Genomic DNA, 16,858 nt, shown 5'->3' with positions numbered 1-16,858 from the left:
GGAAAGCGAGTAGATTCCATGACCATTTGAAAATCAACAATGGAATTTAACAGAGCCATAAAATTAAAAAAGTTATCCTTCTTTAATTGTTAAAAAAGAGGACAACTCGAATGTTAACGTACATCCGAGTTGTCCTCTTTACTAAGAGAAGCATAAACGACAAGCATATGTCCTAAATTTCTACCTGTTAACTGTATAGTTTTGTTCCCCGGAATCCTTCAAGATGTTAAAACCTAAACTGAATTCTTGAAACTTGCCTGTCCTTCTTTTGATCTGCTGTAAATGAAGTTCAGAGGCTCTTTGCATTCTGTTATCAAATTGACGTAAACTTAAATCAAGAATCAGGCTGTGTCCCTGTTTGAAGTGTACCTTCGTTCTGCTTGAGTCTATTTTTTCTTTGTCTACGATATGTGCGTGTGCGAGCCATACACAATCCTTATGTTTATGTGATTTACAAGGAAACCAGATGACGTCGAATTGTGGAATGACTACGACCGGAGGCATATTGATATTTCCTAAAATAGACCGTGAGCCATCAATGGCTCCCGCCAGGTTAAAACCATAATAACGGATACTTTCATTTATCAAATCCAAAGGGCGCATTCTCACCAAAAAGGTTTGATCGTTTTCAATAATTCTTGAATTTTCATTTCCATACCCGTCGAATTCCGGGGCCACAATCGTCGATTCTTGATTTAAGATATGCTTGTTTACAACCTTCATCCATAGTTCCTCCTTATTACTAGTTTTCGATTGTCAACAAAAGGAGTATACTAAACTATGAGTCGGGTATACTCCCGCTCTGGAACCCTTTGGTGGATATCTTAGCCGACAATCACCTAAGGGTTTTTTATCATCCTTATTTTCACATCTCTCTCACCTCCATAATCATGCAGCAAGTGAATTAGCTGACTCAATTTTTCTATGGGTGAATTGGAATGCCAAAGGAGTTTCTGTTCCGGTTTCATAGGGGGGGAAATTCGTTCATCTCGTTGTAATCCTTAGAAAAAGATAAACAGTGGATCATTAGCATGTACTATAAGCAAATGGTTCGATGAAATTGGAATGTCTTCTGGTGGGTGAGGAAGGAACATCATGTCAGGAATCGGCTTTCTACTCCATTATCTGACACCTCTCCGAGACTATTATACATATTTATCCAAATTTTTAAATAATTAATTTGGACTATTCTATAGAGTAACGATGTTGGGAAAATTTTGTTATGTCGCTAAGGGGAGTCATCGGTTCATAATGGTATGGGGGATCAATATGGATATAGAGATAGAGAAAATAATAGTAAAATCTTTCTTCGCTAAAAGGCTCCAAGACAGAGTTCTGTTTGAATTGTCTTCGAGTAAGAAACGAAAAGACGCATTAAGCCGTCTTTCGCATACATACTTCACCACTCTTCGTGAAAAGTATATGTTTGAAATTCCAAAACCTAATTCAGACCCGTTTGAAATAGCTAAATTAATGAAAGAACACGGTGCTGGAGAGCTTTGTTATGCAATATCGTGGGATGAAGAAATCGATGGCAGAGAATTGTCTTTATTAACAGCCTTGGAAGTAGCCGTTGGAGAAGGTTTTCCAACAATCATTTCGTGTATTCCAGGGAAGCTCGCCTATTTTGAAGCCGAGCAAGAATATGGTCCGCCTCCAAGATTTATCCTTAGCAGAAAAGAATAGAACTTTATTCTTTTGAATGCATATCAACAATAACCTATAAAAAAAACAAAGCGGTCCTTTTCAAAAAGACCGCTTTCTTTCCTTGTTCGTATAAAATTGTTTCCTGGAGCGTTTAGAACCTCCCGGACTTAAAAATCGAATATAGAAGCCAAAGAAACATAAACGCCGCGATTCCAAAACCTATTTCAATTGTGGGCAAGTCCCATAAAAGAGTAGGTGTTTCCTTACCAAGTGATGAACCAATGATCAGCCCGGTCATAATAATGCTGAACGAAAGCAATACAATACTGAAGGATAACTGGTTACTGATCCGTTTTAACTTGGTAAAGAATAAATCAAGGTCAGGAATCACTATTTCTAATTTCATCTTCCCTTTCCTCATGGCGGCTGAGAATTCTTTTATGTCCTTTGGTAGACCGGTTAAAATCTCTCCATACTCCAATAGGTGTTCCCTTACCTTCTCCGCGATGTTTTTTGGATAGAATCGTTCTTTTAACATCCGGCGTCCAAACGGCTCCGCGACTGAGATGATACTTAGTTCGGGATCGAGCTTTTCAACAACACCTTCTATCGTAAGCAGCGTCTTTCCCAATAACGTTAGATCTGCTGGGAGGCGAATACTGTGACGGAATGCGACAGAAAATAAGTCATTAACAGCCTGCCCCAAACTCATTTGACTAAATGGGACACCGTAATACTTTTCCCTGAGCAAATCGACATCCATCCTTAGTTTAGGCATATTGATATCGTCCGGCAATAACCCCATATTCGTAATCGCTTTTATCATTTCGTCCGAACTTTGGCGCATCATTCCAATAACTAAAGAAGCGAAATGATTTTTCATTTCCGGAGTGAGCCGGCCGACCATCCCAAAATCGATAAAAACGATTGTCTCTTCGGGCAATGCCAATATATTCCCCGGATGAGGGTCTCCATGAAAAAAACCTCCCATAAAAACCTGTTCAAAAATCGCATTTACAACCCTTTCAGCCAGGATTTTACGATCATGGCCATTTCCCTCCAGGGTTTGAATTTCATTTAATTTTATACCTTCTACGTATTCCATTGTGAGGACTTTTTGGCTGGAATACTCCCCATATACTTTGGGGATACGAATATGCGGATCGTCCTTAAATTGACTTGCGATCTTTTCCGAGTTCCGCCCTTCGTTCTCATAATCCAACTCTTCCCGAAGAGATTGGGAAAACTCAGCCACAATATCCGCTATCCGATATCTGGCTGCCCACTCGAGACGATGCACGGCCAGGCCGGCTAAATCATGCAGAATCTCTAGATCCGTTTCTATCATACTCTTAATATCAGGCCGTTGAATTTTTACGGCAACCCGTTCCCCTGTTTTCAAAACGGCAGAATGAACTTGACCGATTGATGCCGCTGCGAGAGGGGTTGCACTAAAGTGATCAAAAATTGCCCCAGTTACAGCTCCTAATTCCTGCTCTATGATCCGGTGGACCTCCTCAGTAGAAAAAGGCGGAACATGATCCTGCAGCTTCTCCAGTTCCCGTATGATTTCCCCCGGAAAAACATCCGGGCGGGTGCTGGCCAATTGCCCCATTTTAATAAAAGTCGGACCCAGTTCCTCTAAAAACAATCGCACCCGTTCACCAGTCGTTTTATTTTGGATCTCCTTATTTCGTTCGATGAATATCCTTTTTGGTATCGAGAGCCATTCCAGAAGACCCAATTCTTTCATCATGAAGCCAAAGCCATAACGGGTAAAAACGGTTACAATGTCCCGATAGCGTTGTAGATGTCGTATGCGATTCCTAAAAATAGGCAACACTCCTGTTCCAACACGTTCAATCTATTTAGAGATTGTTGTTATTATTTGCTTTTTCAAGTGCGCTAATTCTCTGCTCCAGTCGCTGGATATCCTCTTTAGTCGCAAGATTTAAACGATCCAGCAATTCTTTCTGTCGCTTTTGGATCATCTCATCTATTTGATTTTGGGTTTCTTCTCCTTTTTGGATTAATTCATTGACGAATTCCTTTGATTCGCCTCGACTTATTTCACCTTTTTTAACTAGCTCATCAACAAGTTTTTCTGCCTGCTCTTTGCTGGTTATAACGGCGCCCAGCCCTAGTGCAAACCCTTTTTTTAATATGTCTCTCATAATGATCCTCCTTGTTTTTTCTTTGTCCAAAAAAATCCAAGAACTCCCTTACAATATAAAGGAACAAAATAAATATTGCAAAATACTTTCCTCTAAAAAAGCCGGAACTTACCAAACAATTCACTTGATGTTCATAAACTAAAAGCATATAGTTATATTAGTTATTAAATAATAATTATTATAAACAAGGAGGATGAAAGGTGTGAAAACTTACGATTATCATCATCTTAATCACGTAAAAGAGCAGCAATCATCAAAGAAAACGATGTGGATCACCTTAATTCTTACTCTCTTTTTTACAATTGTAGAGGTTATAGGAGGGTTGTTATCCCATTCATTGGCCCTTCTGTCCGATTCAGCGCATATGATTTCCGATGTCTTGGCTCTGGGTTTAAGCATGACCGCCATCTACATGGCAACCCGAAATCCGGACCGGAAGTACACATTTGGCTTCCTGCGTTTTGAAATCATCGCTTCGTTTCTGAATGGGCTGGCGCTTGCAGTCATTGCGACTGGGATATTCATTGAAGGGATAAAACGGATGGTCAATCCGCGGGACGTTGACTTGCAACTGATGTTAACCATTGCTTCCATCGGCCTTGTTGTTAACATCGTGCTCACTATCGTGTTAAGCCGTTCGACGAAAAAAGAAGAAAACTTGAACATCAAAAGCGCACTCTGGCACTTCATCGGGGACTTGATTAGCTCTGTAGGCATTATTGTTTCCGCCATTTTGATCCATTTTACAGGTTTATATATTCTTGATCCGCTGATCAGCATGGTCATTGGCTTGATCATTTTTTCAGGCGGTGCCAAGATTATACGTGAATCGTATCTTATTTTAATGGAATCCGTGCCGGAGAAATATGATCTTGATTCGATTCGTCATGATATCGGCATGGTTGAAGGTGTGGAAGATGTCCATGAAATGCATTTGTGGACCGTAACAACTGGACATTATTCTTTAACAGGACATGTGTTCATCCGGGAAGACATTGAACCCTTCTATGTCACATTGGCCATCAGCAATATGCTAAAAGAAAAATATGGAATCGAGCATTCCACCATCCAAATTGAAAATCCCGCCATCCACGATCACGGTGACTACGGGAAACAGTTTTTGTTGCAGCAGGGATAAAGATACTTAAATGGTAGGCTGCCTTTTTTATTTTGCTGGGGCCCTCTATATTGGATCGCTCATATATTTCAATAATCGCTCATAAATCCTGGTAATCGCTCATATGTTTCGATAATCGCTCATAAATCCTAGTAATAGCTCATAAATTTTTATAATCGCTCATAACTTTGGAAATATTGAATTTGATTTCTGATTTTGCAGCTAAATCCTTATTTTTTCATTTTTTTACCCTTCATTTCAAGTTCATTAAGCACTTTTCTTTTGTTTTTCTTCTCAAAATTCGTCGATCTAGCATTTCATACAGTAGAAAAATTTCTCCAATAAAAGCAAGAGGCTTTCCAATAACCGGAAAGCCTCTTGATGATACTCTATATTTAGTTTACAGCTTCTCCATCATGCGCAAACACATGCTTCATCCGCTTATAAGTCAATGTAAAATAAGCCAGCGTAGCAAGCATGAATACGACAAAGAAGATACTAATCGTTCCAATATTATGCCAGAGAAATTCATAATCCCCTGTTGAGATGACCGACCGGAATCCGGCAATCGAATACGTCATCGGCAAATATTGATTCAATTGCTGGAATACTTTTGGTGACAGTTCAATCGGGAAGGTTCCGCCGCTGCTTGTTAATTGCATGATTAAGATTAGGATTGACACGAATCGGCCCGGATTGTCGAATGCCGTAGCCAAAAATTGAATGATGGCCAGATATGTCCAGCTTGTCATCACACTTAATAAAATCAAATATGGTACGCTTTTCACCTCAAGATCAAGCCATTGCAATAACGCGAAGTCGACAAGAAGGGCCTGGAAAACCCCAACCGTAAGCATAACGCCTAGCTTGCTTATAAACCAGCTAAAACCGCTGTTAGGAGATATGGCCGGATTGCGCAACGGGAAGATGATCGTCAGCACCAAACCCCCTACATATAAGCTAAGCGACAGGAAGTATGGCGCTAATGCCGTTCCGTAGTTAGGAACTTCGTTAAGCCGGGCTTCTTTTACATCGACCGGTTTCGCAAACATGTCGTAAACGTCATCATTGGCTTTCACATCTCCGGCGTCGTCCGCACCGTCTTTAAGCTTGTCACTCAGCTCTTTCGCCCCATCGCTAAGCTCATTCATTCCATTGCTCAGTTCATTTGAGCCGTCTTTCAGTTTATCCATGCCTTCTGCAAGGTTTGCAGAACCCTCTGATAGCTGAGATGTTCCGTTTGTAAGCTCTTGGGAACCGTTCGATAACTTAGAAGTCCCATCCTTAAGCTGGCCAGAACCTTGAGCCAGTTGATCGAGTCCCGAAGATAAGCTGCCGCCGCCTTCTGTTAAAGCATCCAGTCCCATTTGCGCTTCATCAATCTTGTCACCGAATGTTGTCAATCCGGCAACAAGCTGTCCTTGTCCTGTTTCAAGTTCTTCAGCCCCGGCCGCAAGTTTCTCCTGACCAGCAGCAAGCTGTTTGAACCCTGCGAATAATTCATTTTGGGCTTCTTGTAGCTGTCCGGCACCGCCTGATAATTGCTGCGCACTCTCACTCACAACTTGGGTTGCATGATCTGCAAGACCTTCTACACCTTGGCTCACCCCGCTGTTGACGGATTGAAGCTGTACTAATTGTTCCTTCAACTTCGCCATCTCCGCTTTTGTATCTGGATCATCTGTAGTTGCCATTATTTTTTCCGTTTGCTTAATCGCTTCGTTAAGTCCGGTACTTACTTCTGCCGATTTCTCAGAAGTGGCTGCCGCTCCTTCTTTTACTTCGGCTAAACGTCCAGTCAGCTCACTGTCTGTTATTCCCTGGCCTCCGTTTGGAGACTGCGGCAGCTGGCCCATCATCCCCTGGATGCCGGCAAGAGATTCATCAAGTCCATCTGATAATTCTGCCGCTCCTGACTGGGATTCTTTAGCGCCTTCAAGCAACTCTGACTGTCCTTCTTTCATTTGCCCAAGGCCTGTACTAAATTGCTGTAGTCCATTATTCAATTCTTTAGAGCCCGCGGATGCGGAATGAAGTCCACCTGAGAAGGTAACTGACTTCTCTGCCAATGTTTCCAGGTTTTTCTGAATCTCACCAGCACCGGTGTGTAAATCACCAGCGCCCTTATTTAATTTGTCGGATCCATCCTTGGCGGATTCGATTCCATCTTGCAACTCACCTGCACCATTCTTTGCAGATTCGATTCCTTCATTAAGCTCTCCCGCACCGCCGGCAGCTTCATCAAGTCCTTTAGCCACATCTTTGATGTTATCAAACATGGATTCCGCATACGTTTTCGTTACGGTTGCAGATACTTCTGCTTTCATCTTCTCAATGGCCGAATCACCGATTTTGGATGAAAGATAATTCGAACCTTCATTTGCTGTGTAGATCAGATTCAGTTTCTTTGGTTTCTCATCCTGCAAGGTCGTTGCATTTTGTGAAAAGTTTTCCGGTATCTCGATTTTGATATAGTACTTCCCATTTTGAAGACCGCGGTCCGCGTCTTTTTCATTTACGAAATGATAATCGAACGTCTCTTTATCTTTTAATTTCTCGACCAGGTCCTCACCAATCGTCAATGTCTCGCCGTTATACTCGGTTGCTGTATCATGGTTGACGACAGCTACAGGCATTCGTTCGACATGCCCGTATGGATCCCAGAACGCCCAAAGATAGGTTGCGCTGTATAGTAAAGGGATGAACAGAATCCCACTGATCGCGATGAGCATCTTTTTATTTTTGTATATCCCTTTAAATTCACCTAATAATGACCTAATCATTTCGCAGATTCCTCCCCTTTCGTATTATGAATATATGACCATTTTACTCAAATAGTCATTTTTATTTGTAAAAAGAAGGATTATCAAACTGACAATCCTTTCATTAGATAAAATTTAAGCACTTCCGCAATCTGTTCAGAAGATAATGGCTCGTGATTTCTTTCCCAATCAGAAACGAGCGATATATAGGTTTTCAACAAAAGAAATGATGTGATTTCCGCGTTGTTCTGGATGATATGCCCTTTTTCAATCGCTATCACAATCTTGCTTTTAAGGTAATCGAGGATTTCGTCCTCAATGTGGTTCAACATCTCCAGGACTGCTGGTGTGCCCAGCTCTTTTTCCTCCTGCAAAAGCTTAATCATCAGGACGTGCGTTGTCCGGAACTCAAGCAGCTTATATAACACGTCATGAACGATTTCAGAAAAAGGTTTTTCCGACTGTATCTTCGCTTCTGCTTCGGCGATCATTTCCTTCACAAGTGATGAAACGATTTCTTCAAACAGCAGTTCCTTATTCGCAAAGAACGTGTAGATCGTCCCTTTGCCAACGTTTGCAAGCTTCGCTACCTGATCCATCGTTGTCGCCTTGTAACCAAACATCGAGAATGATTTTGTTGCGGCGTCAATGATTAATCTTCTCCGGTCCACAGCCATATTTTTACACCTCTGACTAAAATCAAAATTCGGTCATTTTGTACTTAGAAAATATAACATATCTTTTTATCATTAACAACATGAAAATTTTGTTTACACATCCCGCTGCCTGCCTGAATAAGATACCCATAATGCAAATGGGCGGTGGTGAAAGTGAAATTACCAGTTGTTTTGGCAGGACCCATCCTACGCCGGACGGAATTCGACCGTGTGTATATCTGGATTGCCTGCAGCGATGAATTCGACATCTCGGCAGAGTTGTATGAAATAAATAAGGAAGCTGGATTGAGCTATGAGACCGTAAAAATAAAAGATTCCGCAAAAACGGTTCGTCTTGGTGATAAGCTTTTTGTCAGTTTGATAAAAATTGAACCCATCAGTGAATCGTTTCCGATCGATCAGCTGCTGGGATATAATCTTCGTTTTACAAAAAACCGTTTTTCTTTTGACTTAGAAAAAATCGGCATGTTGTCCCCTGGGCTTTCCGAATCAATTGTATATGGAGAGTTAAAGTATCCTTCGTTTTATATTACCGAAACTGCACGATCCAAGTTGTTATATGGCTCCTGCCGCAAGCCCCACGGTATGGGTGAAGATGCGCTCGCTGGTGCAGATATGCTGTTTGAGAAATCCTTTCTGAAGCTAGATGAAAGACCCGAGGCGCTCTTTCTGATGGGAGACCAAATCTATGCTGATGATGTAGCCGGACCGATAACGCCATTTCTTAGAAAATTGGGGGAAACCGTTATCGGGTATAAGGAAGACTTATTACTGGTAGAACCTCAGTTAAGTAAGGAACCTTACAAAAACGCCCTCGATAAAATCAATGGCAGGCAGACTATCGCGACTGAATTATGTAAATTTTCATCCCGAAAGGCATCCAACCACCTGATGAGGTTCGGCGAGTATGCTGTAATGTATTTATTCTCATTCAACGCTGAGCTTTGGAAGCTCGCTGAGAAGGAACAGCTGATTAACTCTTTTGAGCAAGAGCATAATCAGGATGCTTTTTTCGCCGATTCTGAAGAGGCAAAGGTTGGCTACGAAAGACAGTTTGAGGATATTACAAGGTTTGCAGCTTCATTGCCAAGGGTGCGGCGACTGCTTGCCAATATACCTACTTATATGATTTTCGATGACCATGATCTCACGGATGATTGGAATATATCTTCCGAATGGAGACAGGGAGTTTGGAACGCTCCATTAGGCCGGCATGTGATTGCCAACGGGCTTTCCGCCTATTGGGCTTTTCAGGGCTGGGGGAATAATCCGGATGCTTTTGATGATGAATTTTGCGAAGTGATTTCCCGATATTTGAACGCTCCTGACAAGAATAAGAGCAGCCATTACAACTGGTCCCAAAAGATGTGGACCTTTGCTGATTGGCATTTTACCGTTCCTTCTTATCCGACAGCTGTTTTCCTGGATACGCGGACACAGCGTTCTTATTCATCTGATGCGACTGAAGTCCCTCAGCTCATCAATGAGCAAGGCTTTCTCCAGACAACGTACTCGTTAATGCAAAGCGGCTGGGAAACTGGAGATCCGCTAATTATTGTATCTCCCCGCCCTTTCTATGGAATCGGTTTGTTTGAGTCTATAATCCAAAAGAAGGCAACACCGCTTCGGCTGGCAGGATTTCCGACCCATACAGCGTTTGATATGGAATCATGGAAATACAATGGCAAGGGCTTCGAAAGCTTTCATAAATGGATCACCGACACCGATCCGGATTATTGTTTGATCTTGTCTGGAGATACCCATTTCGCATTCTCGCTTAAAGCGGATGCCCTTTATCTGAATGGAGACAGGAAAACGCTATACCAATTCACAAGCAGCCCGCTTAAAAACAAAAGCTTCAGCCCTATAATCAGCCAGCTGCTCAATACAGCACTGCAAATCCATTCTCTGAATAATACCTATAAAAAAGACCTTCGAGAGCAAAAAAACAACTTCCACATTGAACTCGACCATGACTTTTCCCATGATACCGTGGCAAAAGAAATCATCCGTTATGATGCACTGCAAAACGGTGCGATTATTGAAACGGAGAACAATCTGGGACTTCTGACAGTTGCAGACGGCAAGATTGATAACATGCTAATTTGTTTTAATGGGAGAATGGTTAATTTCTCTGCATTTTCAAAGTAGAGGAATCCTAGAAAACGAGAGTTGTAGACAATGCGCTACACCTCTCATTTTTATTATCATAATCAATTAAGTGATAGACGGCGACATACAGAACGCAAACTTGCCAAAATATTTGTTCTCTTCTTAAATTAAATTTTTTTGCCATCTGCAGGATTATTACCAAAATATCAGGATCGACCCAGTGCCCATCAAATTATAGGGATAGGATGTGAAGTAGAAGATATAAGCACTGCTGTAAAACGCGCTCATCGATAATAAAAGCAGCGCTATCATTTTTCGCATATTTTTCTTTGTAATGAAAAAGTATATTGATAATGAAATACCTACAAAAAAATAGATGTTATTAATCAAGTTGTCCATTTTAAACCCTCAATCTATTCTTTTAGTGAAGAAGTGTACATATACTCCCAATAATGAATCATTAACTCAGATGCCCATTCAGGCTGTTTTGGTTCTCCTTTAGGCAAGAATTCTTTCATAACGGGTTTCATATCAATCACTGGTGTACCGTCAATGGCATCTAATCCTTTTACGGTTAAAGTATTACCTTCTCTTTTAATTAGCTCGACAATTGTTGCACCAATCTTATTTGGTCGGTTCTTTCCCCGTTGCGCGAATATACCTACCTTTGGGTAATCTTTATTATTTCGGGGATGTCTTGAAGCATATTGGATACTCTCATCTTGAACAAGATGGAATACATACAATATCTCCACATGGCTAAATGATTCAATGCCATCAAGACAACTTGGATCCCATTCTTTGTCTAATCTGATTTCCGAAAGGACATTTCCCCAATAAACGTCCTCTGTTGTTTTACGTTCGTTGTATACTGTAGCGATTGAATGTATTGTAAACATTGTCACCCTCCTCACTGCCTTTATAGGGAAATAATAACACCTTTCTCTTTAACGATATTAATAGAAACTTTTTAATAGTTTATATACCTTTTTCTTATGGATTGCTCTTGCAATTTAGTTTTGAAAAAATCATCGATTCCATAAAAAAGACCGCAAAATTTGCGGCCTTTTGTTTTATTTGACATTAGACAGATAATTCACATGAACGTAACCGGTACTCTTACCGAATTGAATTTTATACCAGGATCCGCTCTTCGAAAGAACCGTGACCCTCTGGTTTTTCTTCAACGATCCAAGCAATTTGCCGGAAGTCGATGCTGTGGCACGTACATTTAATTTCGTAACATTAACCGTTCCTGTCATTACCTTTGGTGCTGGTTTCGGCTTATTCAAAGTATAAGCGACATTAGCTATCCGCTTATTATTGCTCCCATCGACAGCTGTTATGTTAAATGTATATTTTCCATTCACAGCTTTCGACGCATTCCAAGATGCCCAACTGATACCCTTTTGCTTTTGGAGATTGGTCGCAACAGTAGCCACGGTTTTTCCTTTTGCATCTTTTACAAGAATCGTAACTTTGGCTGCCTCATTGAGTTGGTACTTTAGCGATACTACATTTGACTTCATAGAAGTTGCTGTGTTGCTAATGACCGGTGCCGTTGTGTCCTTTGGTATTGGTTTTGCTAATGTAAACGGAGTGGATGCTGTACTCGTATTATTGTTGCTGTCGGCAACAGTAATTACAAATGTATATTTTCCGTTGTTCACACTGGCTGCATTCCAGACAGTTGATTGAGATCCTGCTGTCTTTTGGACACCATTTACTAATGTTGCAATAACTTTACTATTTTGATCCTTCACCTGTACCGTTATTTTTGCATTTTCACTTGTAGTGAAGTCTAATTTAGCTTGATTTATTTTTGAGTCAAAAGATGTTTTCACTGCAGTGATTTTCGGTAATATTGAATCCTTAATACTAGTATTTGAAAAATAGAAAGCGAGTATTTTATTATAGGTTAATCCAGATTCAGCAGCCTTTTTAGCGCCATACTGACTCATGCCAACGCCATGTCCGAATCCTCTTCCTCGAACTTCAACGCTTTCCTCAGAGGTTTTCACCTCATCAACTAAAATACTTTTCATGATATCGCCACCGATGATTGTCCTTATGTCTGAGGCGGTTCCAGGTCTTATAGTTTGACGTTTTACTGCCGTCTGTTTCCCTTTTTCCAGTGTTAGATAGTCAACTGTAATGCTACCCTTATTCATCCTACCACTTGAATTGGTTTCATAAAGCGACAAAACTGGAATATCCGTAATTTTGATTTCAACGTTATCTGCAATACTATCTCTTTTTCTGATCCAATTTTTAATATTAGTTATTATTTTTGTATTCTCAACTTCAGCTGTGGTAGCCCACCATTCGCCAGCCTTATTCAAATCCAGCTTAGAAGCGTCAATTTGTTTTTTCTTAACTGAATAGCTCCACGTTGTTTTTGGATCATACGGATCATCTTTACTTTGCAAATATCCAACCTCGCTGCCCCACGCATTGCTGCCAGATTCTGTCTGCCCGCCGTTACTAGAAGAATAAACAGCGTTACGACCGATTGAATTTCCATTATAAGTTATGATCTGTCCTGCTGTCTCTTCCACTGCTCTAGTTGTATTTGCATACCACTCATAACCACCATATACCTGGTAAGTTTGAGTATCATCAGGTGTTCCGTTTAAATAGGACATTGCATAGGTACGAGCCGCTACAGCTTGTGCCTTTAGTGCTTCTACATTCCACGAAGAAATCATTTCAAAAGGAACGACACCTTTTAAATAGTCTTCAAGGCCAATAGAATTTATTGGACGAACGTACTTCCCGTCTTCATTGGAAAATTTAAAACTCCCTAAGTAATTACGATTATTAATTGAGAGAGGACCATTACCTTTCTCAGGTTTAATTTCCAAAGCAGAAACTTGTCCTATATCAGTAGAATTCTGCAAAACTTTAATATTGCTTCCGCTGACCCTCAGGAGATAGGTTTGTCCAGCCAAAAATTTAACATTAGGTAAATTAGTTGTATAAGTCACTGCTGGCTTAATCGTAAGCTCCGATTTATCACCAATAAACTTCGGATTTTTTAATTTTACATTAATCACCGACTCTTCTGCATTTGCCTTTAATTGGAATCCTGGTAGTATCGATAGAATCAGAACAAGCGCCAAGCCCATCAACATATATCTCTTTAGTGTTTTCATGTTGAACCCCCTCTTATTGACCACCCTATTAAAATAATAGTAACTTATCCATTTTTAGACAACAATAGACATATAGAACTATTATAATAGTTTCATAAAATAATAACCACCCCGTGATAAGGGATGGTTTTCGCTGGGACTGAAAGCCTTTGTTACTGACCAGTCCATAAAGGGCTATTGAGTAGTTCGCCCTTAGTAGTACTTCTTCTGGCCAGACTTCAAAGGACTTCCGCTTATCTCTTTTAGTTTTCTTTACTTCTTCACCTGTGAATGGATCGTTGTATTCCACAAAACTTAATTGTTCTGCCACGACATCCTCTTTTATTTGAATACTTACTAACTTATGTACATGATCTTTACATGCCGTTGCTTCTATTATCTCTATGCCTTTTCTACACAGTGTTCTCAGTAGTTTCATATATACTTTATCTATTAATGTCTATTCACATAAAAAACTCTTCTGATTGCTGAATGATTGGTTTGCGAACCATCCTATTTTCTCATTTCCTCATTACACCAATTAACCAAATAGCCGCAGAGCCCGAATCCTCCGGACGGCTTCCATAAGCCTGTCCTCGGTTGTCAGGAGACCTGCCCGTACATATCCTTCCCCGTATTTTCCAAATCCTTTTCCTGGTGCCACGGCCACATGGGCGTGATTCAGCAGATAGTCAGAAAATTCTTCTGAAGTGTATCCCTCTGGAACCTTAAGCCATGCAAAAAATGAGCCTGCAGGGGCTTTCACATCCCAGCCGATGGATTGCAAGCCGCCTATGAATATATTTCTGCGAGATTCATACATTTCCGCCAGTTCCTGCGCACATCGTTGCGAGCTTAACAGCGCTTCCACTGCGGCTTCCTGGACGGCTGGAAAAAGGCTGACATACAGATGGTCCTGCAACAGCTCGATCGCTTCCACCACGCTTTCATTTCCTACGGCAAACGCAATGCGCCAACCAGCCATATTGTATGTCTTGGACAAAGTGTAGATTTCAATGCCTATATCCTTCGCTCCTTCCGTCTGCAGGAAGCTGAGCGGTTTCTTTCCATCAAATCCAATCGTGCCATAGGCAAAATCATGGACAACACAGATGGATTCCTTCGTTGCCAGTTCGACCGTTTCCTTGAAAAATGCTTCGGTGGCAACTGCCCCGGTCGGGTTATTCGGGTAATTCAAGAACATCAGCTTGGCCTGTTCGATCGCCTGCCTGCTTATACCACCATAATCGGGCAGAAAGTCATTTTCCTCTTTCAAAGGCATCGTTTCCATCCTGGCTTTAGCCAAGGATACACCAGACCAATAATCGGGATACCCCGGATCGGGGACAAGGACGGTGTCGCCGGGATTCAATAGACATTGAGGAAGTTCTACCAGGCCGGCTTTCCCACCAAACAGGATGGCGACTTCTTTATTAGGGTCCAGTTTAACGCCAAATTCCAGTTGATAATATTCACAGGCTGCCTCTTTTAATTCCTTTGTCCCCCTGAAAGGGGAATATTTATGGTTGATTGGATTTTCCGCAGCTGACTGCAGCTTTTTTACGATATGAGCCGGGGTCGGCTGATCTGGATTGCCCTGGCCGAGATTGATGACATCATGCCCCTCGGCAGCAATGTCAGCCACTTTGGAAACCAACGAAGCGAAAAATTGCTTAGGAAGCGCCTGAAGTAAATCGGACTTTTTGAAATGCATGGTATGTCCACCTTCTCTGAAATTTCTTGAAAAATCAGTCACAAATGATATATCGTTAATTTAATATAAAAATATGATTAATTTCAAGGGAAATTGCGAGGTGCATGAGATGAAATGGAAGATTGCCTGTATTCAGCTCGATATTGCCTATGGCCAGCCCGCGTTAAATTATCAGGCCGTGGCTGAAAAAATAAAAGAAGCGGTGAAGTCTGGACCGGATGTCATTGTTTTGCCTGAGTTATGGACAACCGGATATGATTTAACAAGGCTAGAGGAAATCGCCGACGATCAGGCTGAGCGAACGATTCTTTTCTTAAGCGAGATTGCCAAAAATTATCATATCCATATTATCGGGGGCTCCGTGGCGAAGAAAACCGCAGACGGGGTCTTTAACACATTATTGATTATAGATAATCAAGGTAGGCTCGTGAAAGAGTACGACAAGCTCCATCTCTTCAAGCTGATGAATGAACACCATTTTCTTCAGCCGGGTAAAAAAGATGGCTTATTTCAATTAGGAGGTAAACTATGTGCCGGGTTTATCTGCTACGATATCCGCTTCCCGGAGTGGATTCGTACCCATACGTCAAAAGGGGCAGAAGCGATATTCGTGGTAGCAGAATGGCCAAAGCCCAGGCTTGCCCATTGGCGTACCCTGCTCATCAGCCGTGCAATAGAAAACCAGTGCTATGTAATCGCCGCCAACCGTATAGGAAGCGACCCGGCTAATGAATTTGCCGGCCATTCCCTTATCATCGATCCATGGGGCGACATTATCGCCGAAGCTGGAAATAGGGAAGAAATAGTAACAGGCATGATTGATTTCGATAAAACAGCTGAAGTGAGGGGCATGATACCTGTATTTCAGGATAGGCGGCCGGAATTCTATTGAGATAAAACTGCCTGAAAAAAGGCGATCCTGTAAAAGGATCGCCCAGATTGTCGACAAAAGGGGTTCGGAATAGTCTCATTCCGAACCCCTTTTTAGTGATTATTTCTATTTTTGCTTATTTTGAGTGTAAATGGACCTCACTTAGCCTTATTTATTATGCCATTTCTGGACCTTGCCATGTCCAGTTTGCCATCTTCTTCAAATTCATGGCAGCGAAAGTAAGCATCGCCTGCATCGACAATTTTTAAGTCCCCTTAACTTTGTCCAACGCATGCCATGCTTTTCTTTTGCATCTGCGAATACGCGTTCTATCGTTTCTTTGCGTTTCGCATAGATTGGTTTTACATCCTTGTGGTGTCGCAAATGATCTGTTTCCTCTACATAATCCTGCCAAATATGCCTCGTCACCACTTTTTGATGGTCCTTGCTTCCGGTTCATTGGGATAGTTTGGGCAGCCAGCGCAAATGTGCTTAGGTGATTTATACTCACGATAGCCTTCCTTGTTAGTTGTAGAGTAATTCAGAACCTGCCCTGCAGGGCAGAGGTAACAGTCGAAGTGTTCATCATAGACATAGTCATGCTTTTTGAAAAACCCATCTTTTGTGCGAGGTCTTGTATAAGGCATCGC

12 protein-coding genes and 2 pseudogenes are annotated in these 16,858 nt (G+C 41.4%); 4 read left to right on the top strand and 10 right to left on the bottom strand.

Annotation, left to right across the window (positions count from 1 at the left end; all coding sequences use genetic code 11):
• Window positions 1-180: 180 nt before the first annotated feature.
• Window positions 181-723: a competence protein ComK gene (locus D0463_RS18540; protein ID WP_117308832.1), complete on the bottom strand. Its 543-nt coding sequence runs from the start codon at window positions 721-723 to the stop codon at window positions 181-183.
• Window positions 724-1,269: 546 nt separating this feature from the next.
• Between D0463_RS18540 and D0463_RS18535 the strand changes: the two genes are divergently transcribed.
• Window positions 1,270-1,686, top strand: a complete 417-nt coding sequence (locus D0463_RS18535) for a hypothetical protein (RefSeq protein WP_117308831.1) — start codon at window positions 1,270-1,272, stop codon at window positions 1,684-1,686.
• Window positions 1,687-1,798: 112 nt separating this feature from the next.
• On the opposite strand, the gene D0463_RS18530 is transcribed toward D0463_RS18535, so the two are convergent.
• Window positions 1,799-3,481: an ABC1 kinase family protein gene (locus D0463_RS18530; RefSeq protein ID WP_117308833.1), complete on the bottom strand. Its 1,683-nt coding sequence runs from the start codon at window positions 3,479-3,481 to the stop codon at window positions 1,799-1,801.
• A 34-nt stretch (window positions 3,482-3,515) separates the two neighbouring features.
• Window positions 3,516-3,821: a phasin family protein gene (locus tag D0463_RS18525; protein WP_117308830.1), complete on the bottom strand. Its 306-nt coding sequence runs from the start codon at window positions 3,819-3,821 to the stop codon at window positions 3,516-3,518.
• 202 nt (window positions 3,822-4,023) lie between these two features.
• On the opposite strand from D0463_RS18525, the gene D0463_RS18520 reads away from it, so the two are divergent.
• A complete protein-coding gene (locus D0463_RS18520) occupies window positions 4,024-4,959 on the top strand; it encodes a cation diffusion facilitator family transporter (RefSeq protein WP_174234348.1) in 936 nt (311 codons plus the stop codon).
• Between the two features lie 374 nt (window positions 4,960-5,333).
• Here D0463_RS18520 and D0463_RS18515 read toward each other — a convergent pair whose 3' ends face one another.
• Together D0463_RS18515 and D0463_RS18510 are read right to left on the bottom strand one after the other, a co-directional pair.
• On the bottom strand, window positions 5,334-7,721 hold the full coding sequence (locus D0463_RS18515; RefSeq protein ID WP_117308828.1) for a YhgE/Pip domain-containing protein: 2,388 nt from the start codon (window positions 7,719-7,721) through the stop codon (window positions 5,334-5,336).
• Window positions 7,722-7,804: 83 nt separating this feature from the next.
• Window positions 7,805-8,377, bottom strand: coding sequence for a TetR/AcrR family transcriptional regulator (locus tag D0463_RS18510; protein ID WP_117308827.1), 573 nt, complete (start codon window positions 8,375-8,377; stop codon window positions 7,805-7,807).
• Window positions 8,378-8,530: 153 nt separating this feature from the next.
• Here D0463_RS18510 and D0463_RS18505 point away from each other — a divergent pair, with 153 nt between their 5' ends.
• A complete protein-coding gene (locus D0463_RS18505; RefSeq protein WP_117308826.1) occupies window positions 8,531-10,528 on the top strand; it encodes a metallophosphoesterase family protein in 1,998 nt (665 codons plus the stop codon).
• A 374-nt stretch (window positions 10,529-10,902) separates the two neighbouring features.
• On the opposite strand, the gene D0463_RS18500 is transcribed toward D0463_RS18505, so the two are convergent.
• The 4 genes and pseudogenes from D0463_RS18500 to D0463_RS18485 all read right to left on the bottom strand — a co-directional run bounded on the left by D0463_RS18500 (window position 10,903) and on the right by D0463_RS18485 (window position 15,337).
• Window positions 10,903-11,388: an SAM-dependent methyltransferase gene (locus D0463_RS18500; protein ID WP_117308825.1), complete on the bottom strand. Its 486-nt coding sequence runs from the start codon at window positions 11,386-11,388 to the stop codon at window positions 10,903-10,905.
• Between the two features lie 174 nt (window positions 11,389-11,562).
• Entirely contained in the window at window positions 11,563-13,644 is a 2,082-nt protein-coding gene (locus tag D0463_RS18495; protein WP_117308824.1) for a SpoIID/LytB domain-containing protein, read from the bottom strand.
• A 238-nt stretch (window positions 13,645-13,882) separates the two neighbouring features.
• Window positions 13,883-14,056, bottom strand: a pseudogene (locus tag D0463_RS20000) (hypothetical protein); the annotation flags it as partial.
• Window positions 14,057-14,164: 108 nt separating this feature from the next.
• The gene (locus D0463_RS18485) at window positions 14,165-15,337 is read right to left on the bottom strand and encodes a pyridoxal phosphate-dependent aminotransferase (RefSeq protein WP_117308822.1); all 1,173 of its coding nucleotides are present in this window, start codon (window positions 15,335-15,337) and stop codon (window positions 14,165-14,167) included.
• Window positions 15,338-15,446: 109 nt separating this feature from the next.
• Here D0463_RS18485 and D0463_RS18480 point away from each other — a divergent pair, with 109 nt between their 5' ends.
• A complete protein-coding gene (locus tag D0463_RS18480) occupies window positions 15,447-16,229 on the top strand; it encodes a carbon-nitrogen family hydrolase (RefSeq protein WP_117308821.1) in 783 nt (260 codons plus the stop codon).
• A 154-nt stretch (window positions 16,230-16,383) separates the two neighbouring features.
• Here the strand turns inward: D0463_RS18480 and D0463_RS18475 are convergent.
• Window positions 16,384-16,858, bottom strand: a pseudogene (locus D0463_RS18475) (transposase); the annotation flags it as partial.

The sequence above is a fragment of the Bacillus sp. V59.32b genome, from assembly GCF_003429085.1.
In the GTDB taxonomy this organism is placed as follows: domain Bacteria; phylum Bacillota; class Bacilli; order Bacillales; family DSM-1321; genus Peribacillus.
This window is presented reverse-complemented; position numbering and strand designations above follow the sequence as displayed.

Excerpts from the sequence above, each read along its gene's own strand:
- D0463_RS18540 (WP_117308832.1), bottom strand. The coding sequence starts at position 723 with ATGAAGGTTGTAAACAAGCATATCTTAAATCAAGAATCGACGATTGTG.
- D0463_RS18535 (WP_117308831.1), top strand. The coding sequence starts at position 1,270 with ATGGATATAGAGATAGAGAAAATAATAGTAAAATCTTTCTTCGCTAAA.
- D0463_RS18525 (WP_117308830.1), bottom strand. The coding sequence starts at position 3,821 with ATGAGAGACATATTAAAAAAAGGGTTTGCACTAGGGCTGGGCGCCGTT.
- D0463_RS18515 (WP_117308828.1), bottom strand. The coding sequence starts at position 7,721 with ATGATTAGGTCATTATTAGGTGAATTTAAAGGGATATACAAAAATAAA.
- D0463_RS18510 (WP_117308827.1), bottom strand. The coding sequence starts at position 8,377 with ATGGCTGTGGACCGGAGAAGATTAATCATTGACGCCGCAACAAAATCA.
- D0463_RS18500 (WP_117308825.1), bottom strand. The coding sequence starts at position 11,388 with ATGTTTACAATACATTCAATCGCTACAGTATACAACGAACGTAAAACA.
- D0463_RS18495 (WP_117308824.1), bottom strand. The coding sequence starts at position 13,644 with ATGAAAACACTAAAGAGATATATGTTGATGGGCTTGGCGCTTGTTCTG.
- D0463_RS18485 (WP_117308822.1), bottom strand. The coding sequence starts at position 15,337 with ATGCATTTCAAAAAGTCCGATTTACTTCAGGCGCTTCCTAAGCAATTT.
- D0463_RS18480 (WP_117308821.1), top strand. The coding sequence starts at position 15,447 with ATGAAATGGAAGATTGCCTGTATTCAGCTCGATATTGCCTATGGCCAG.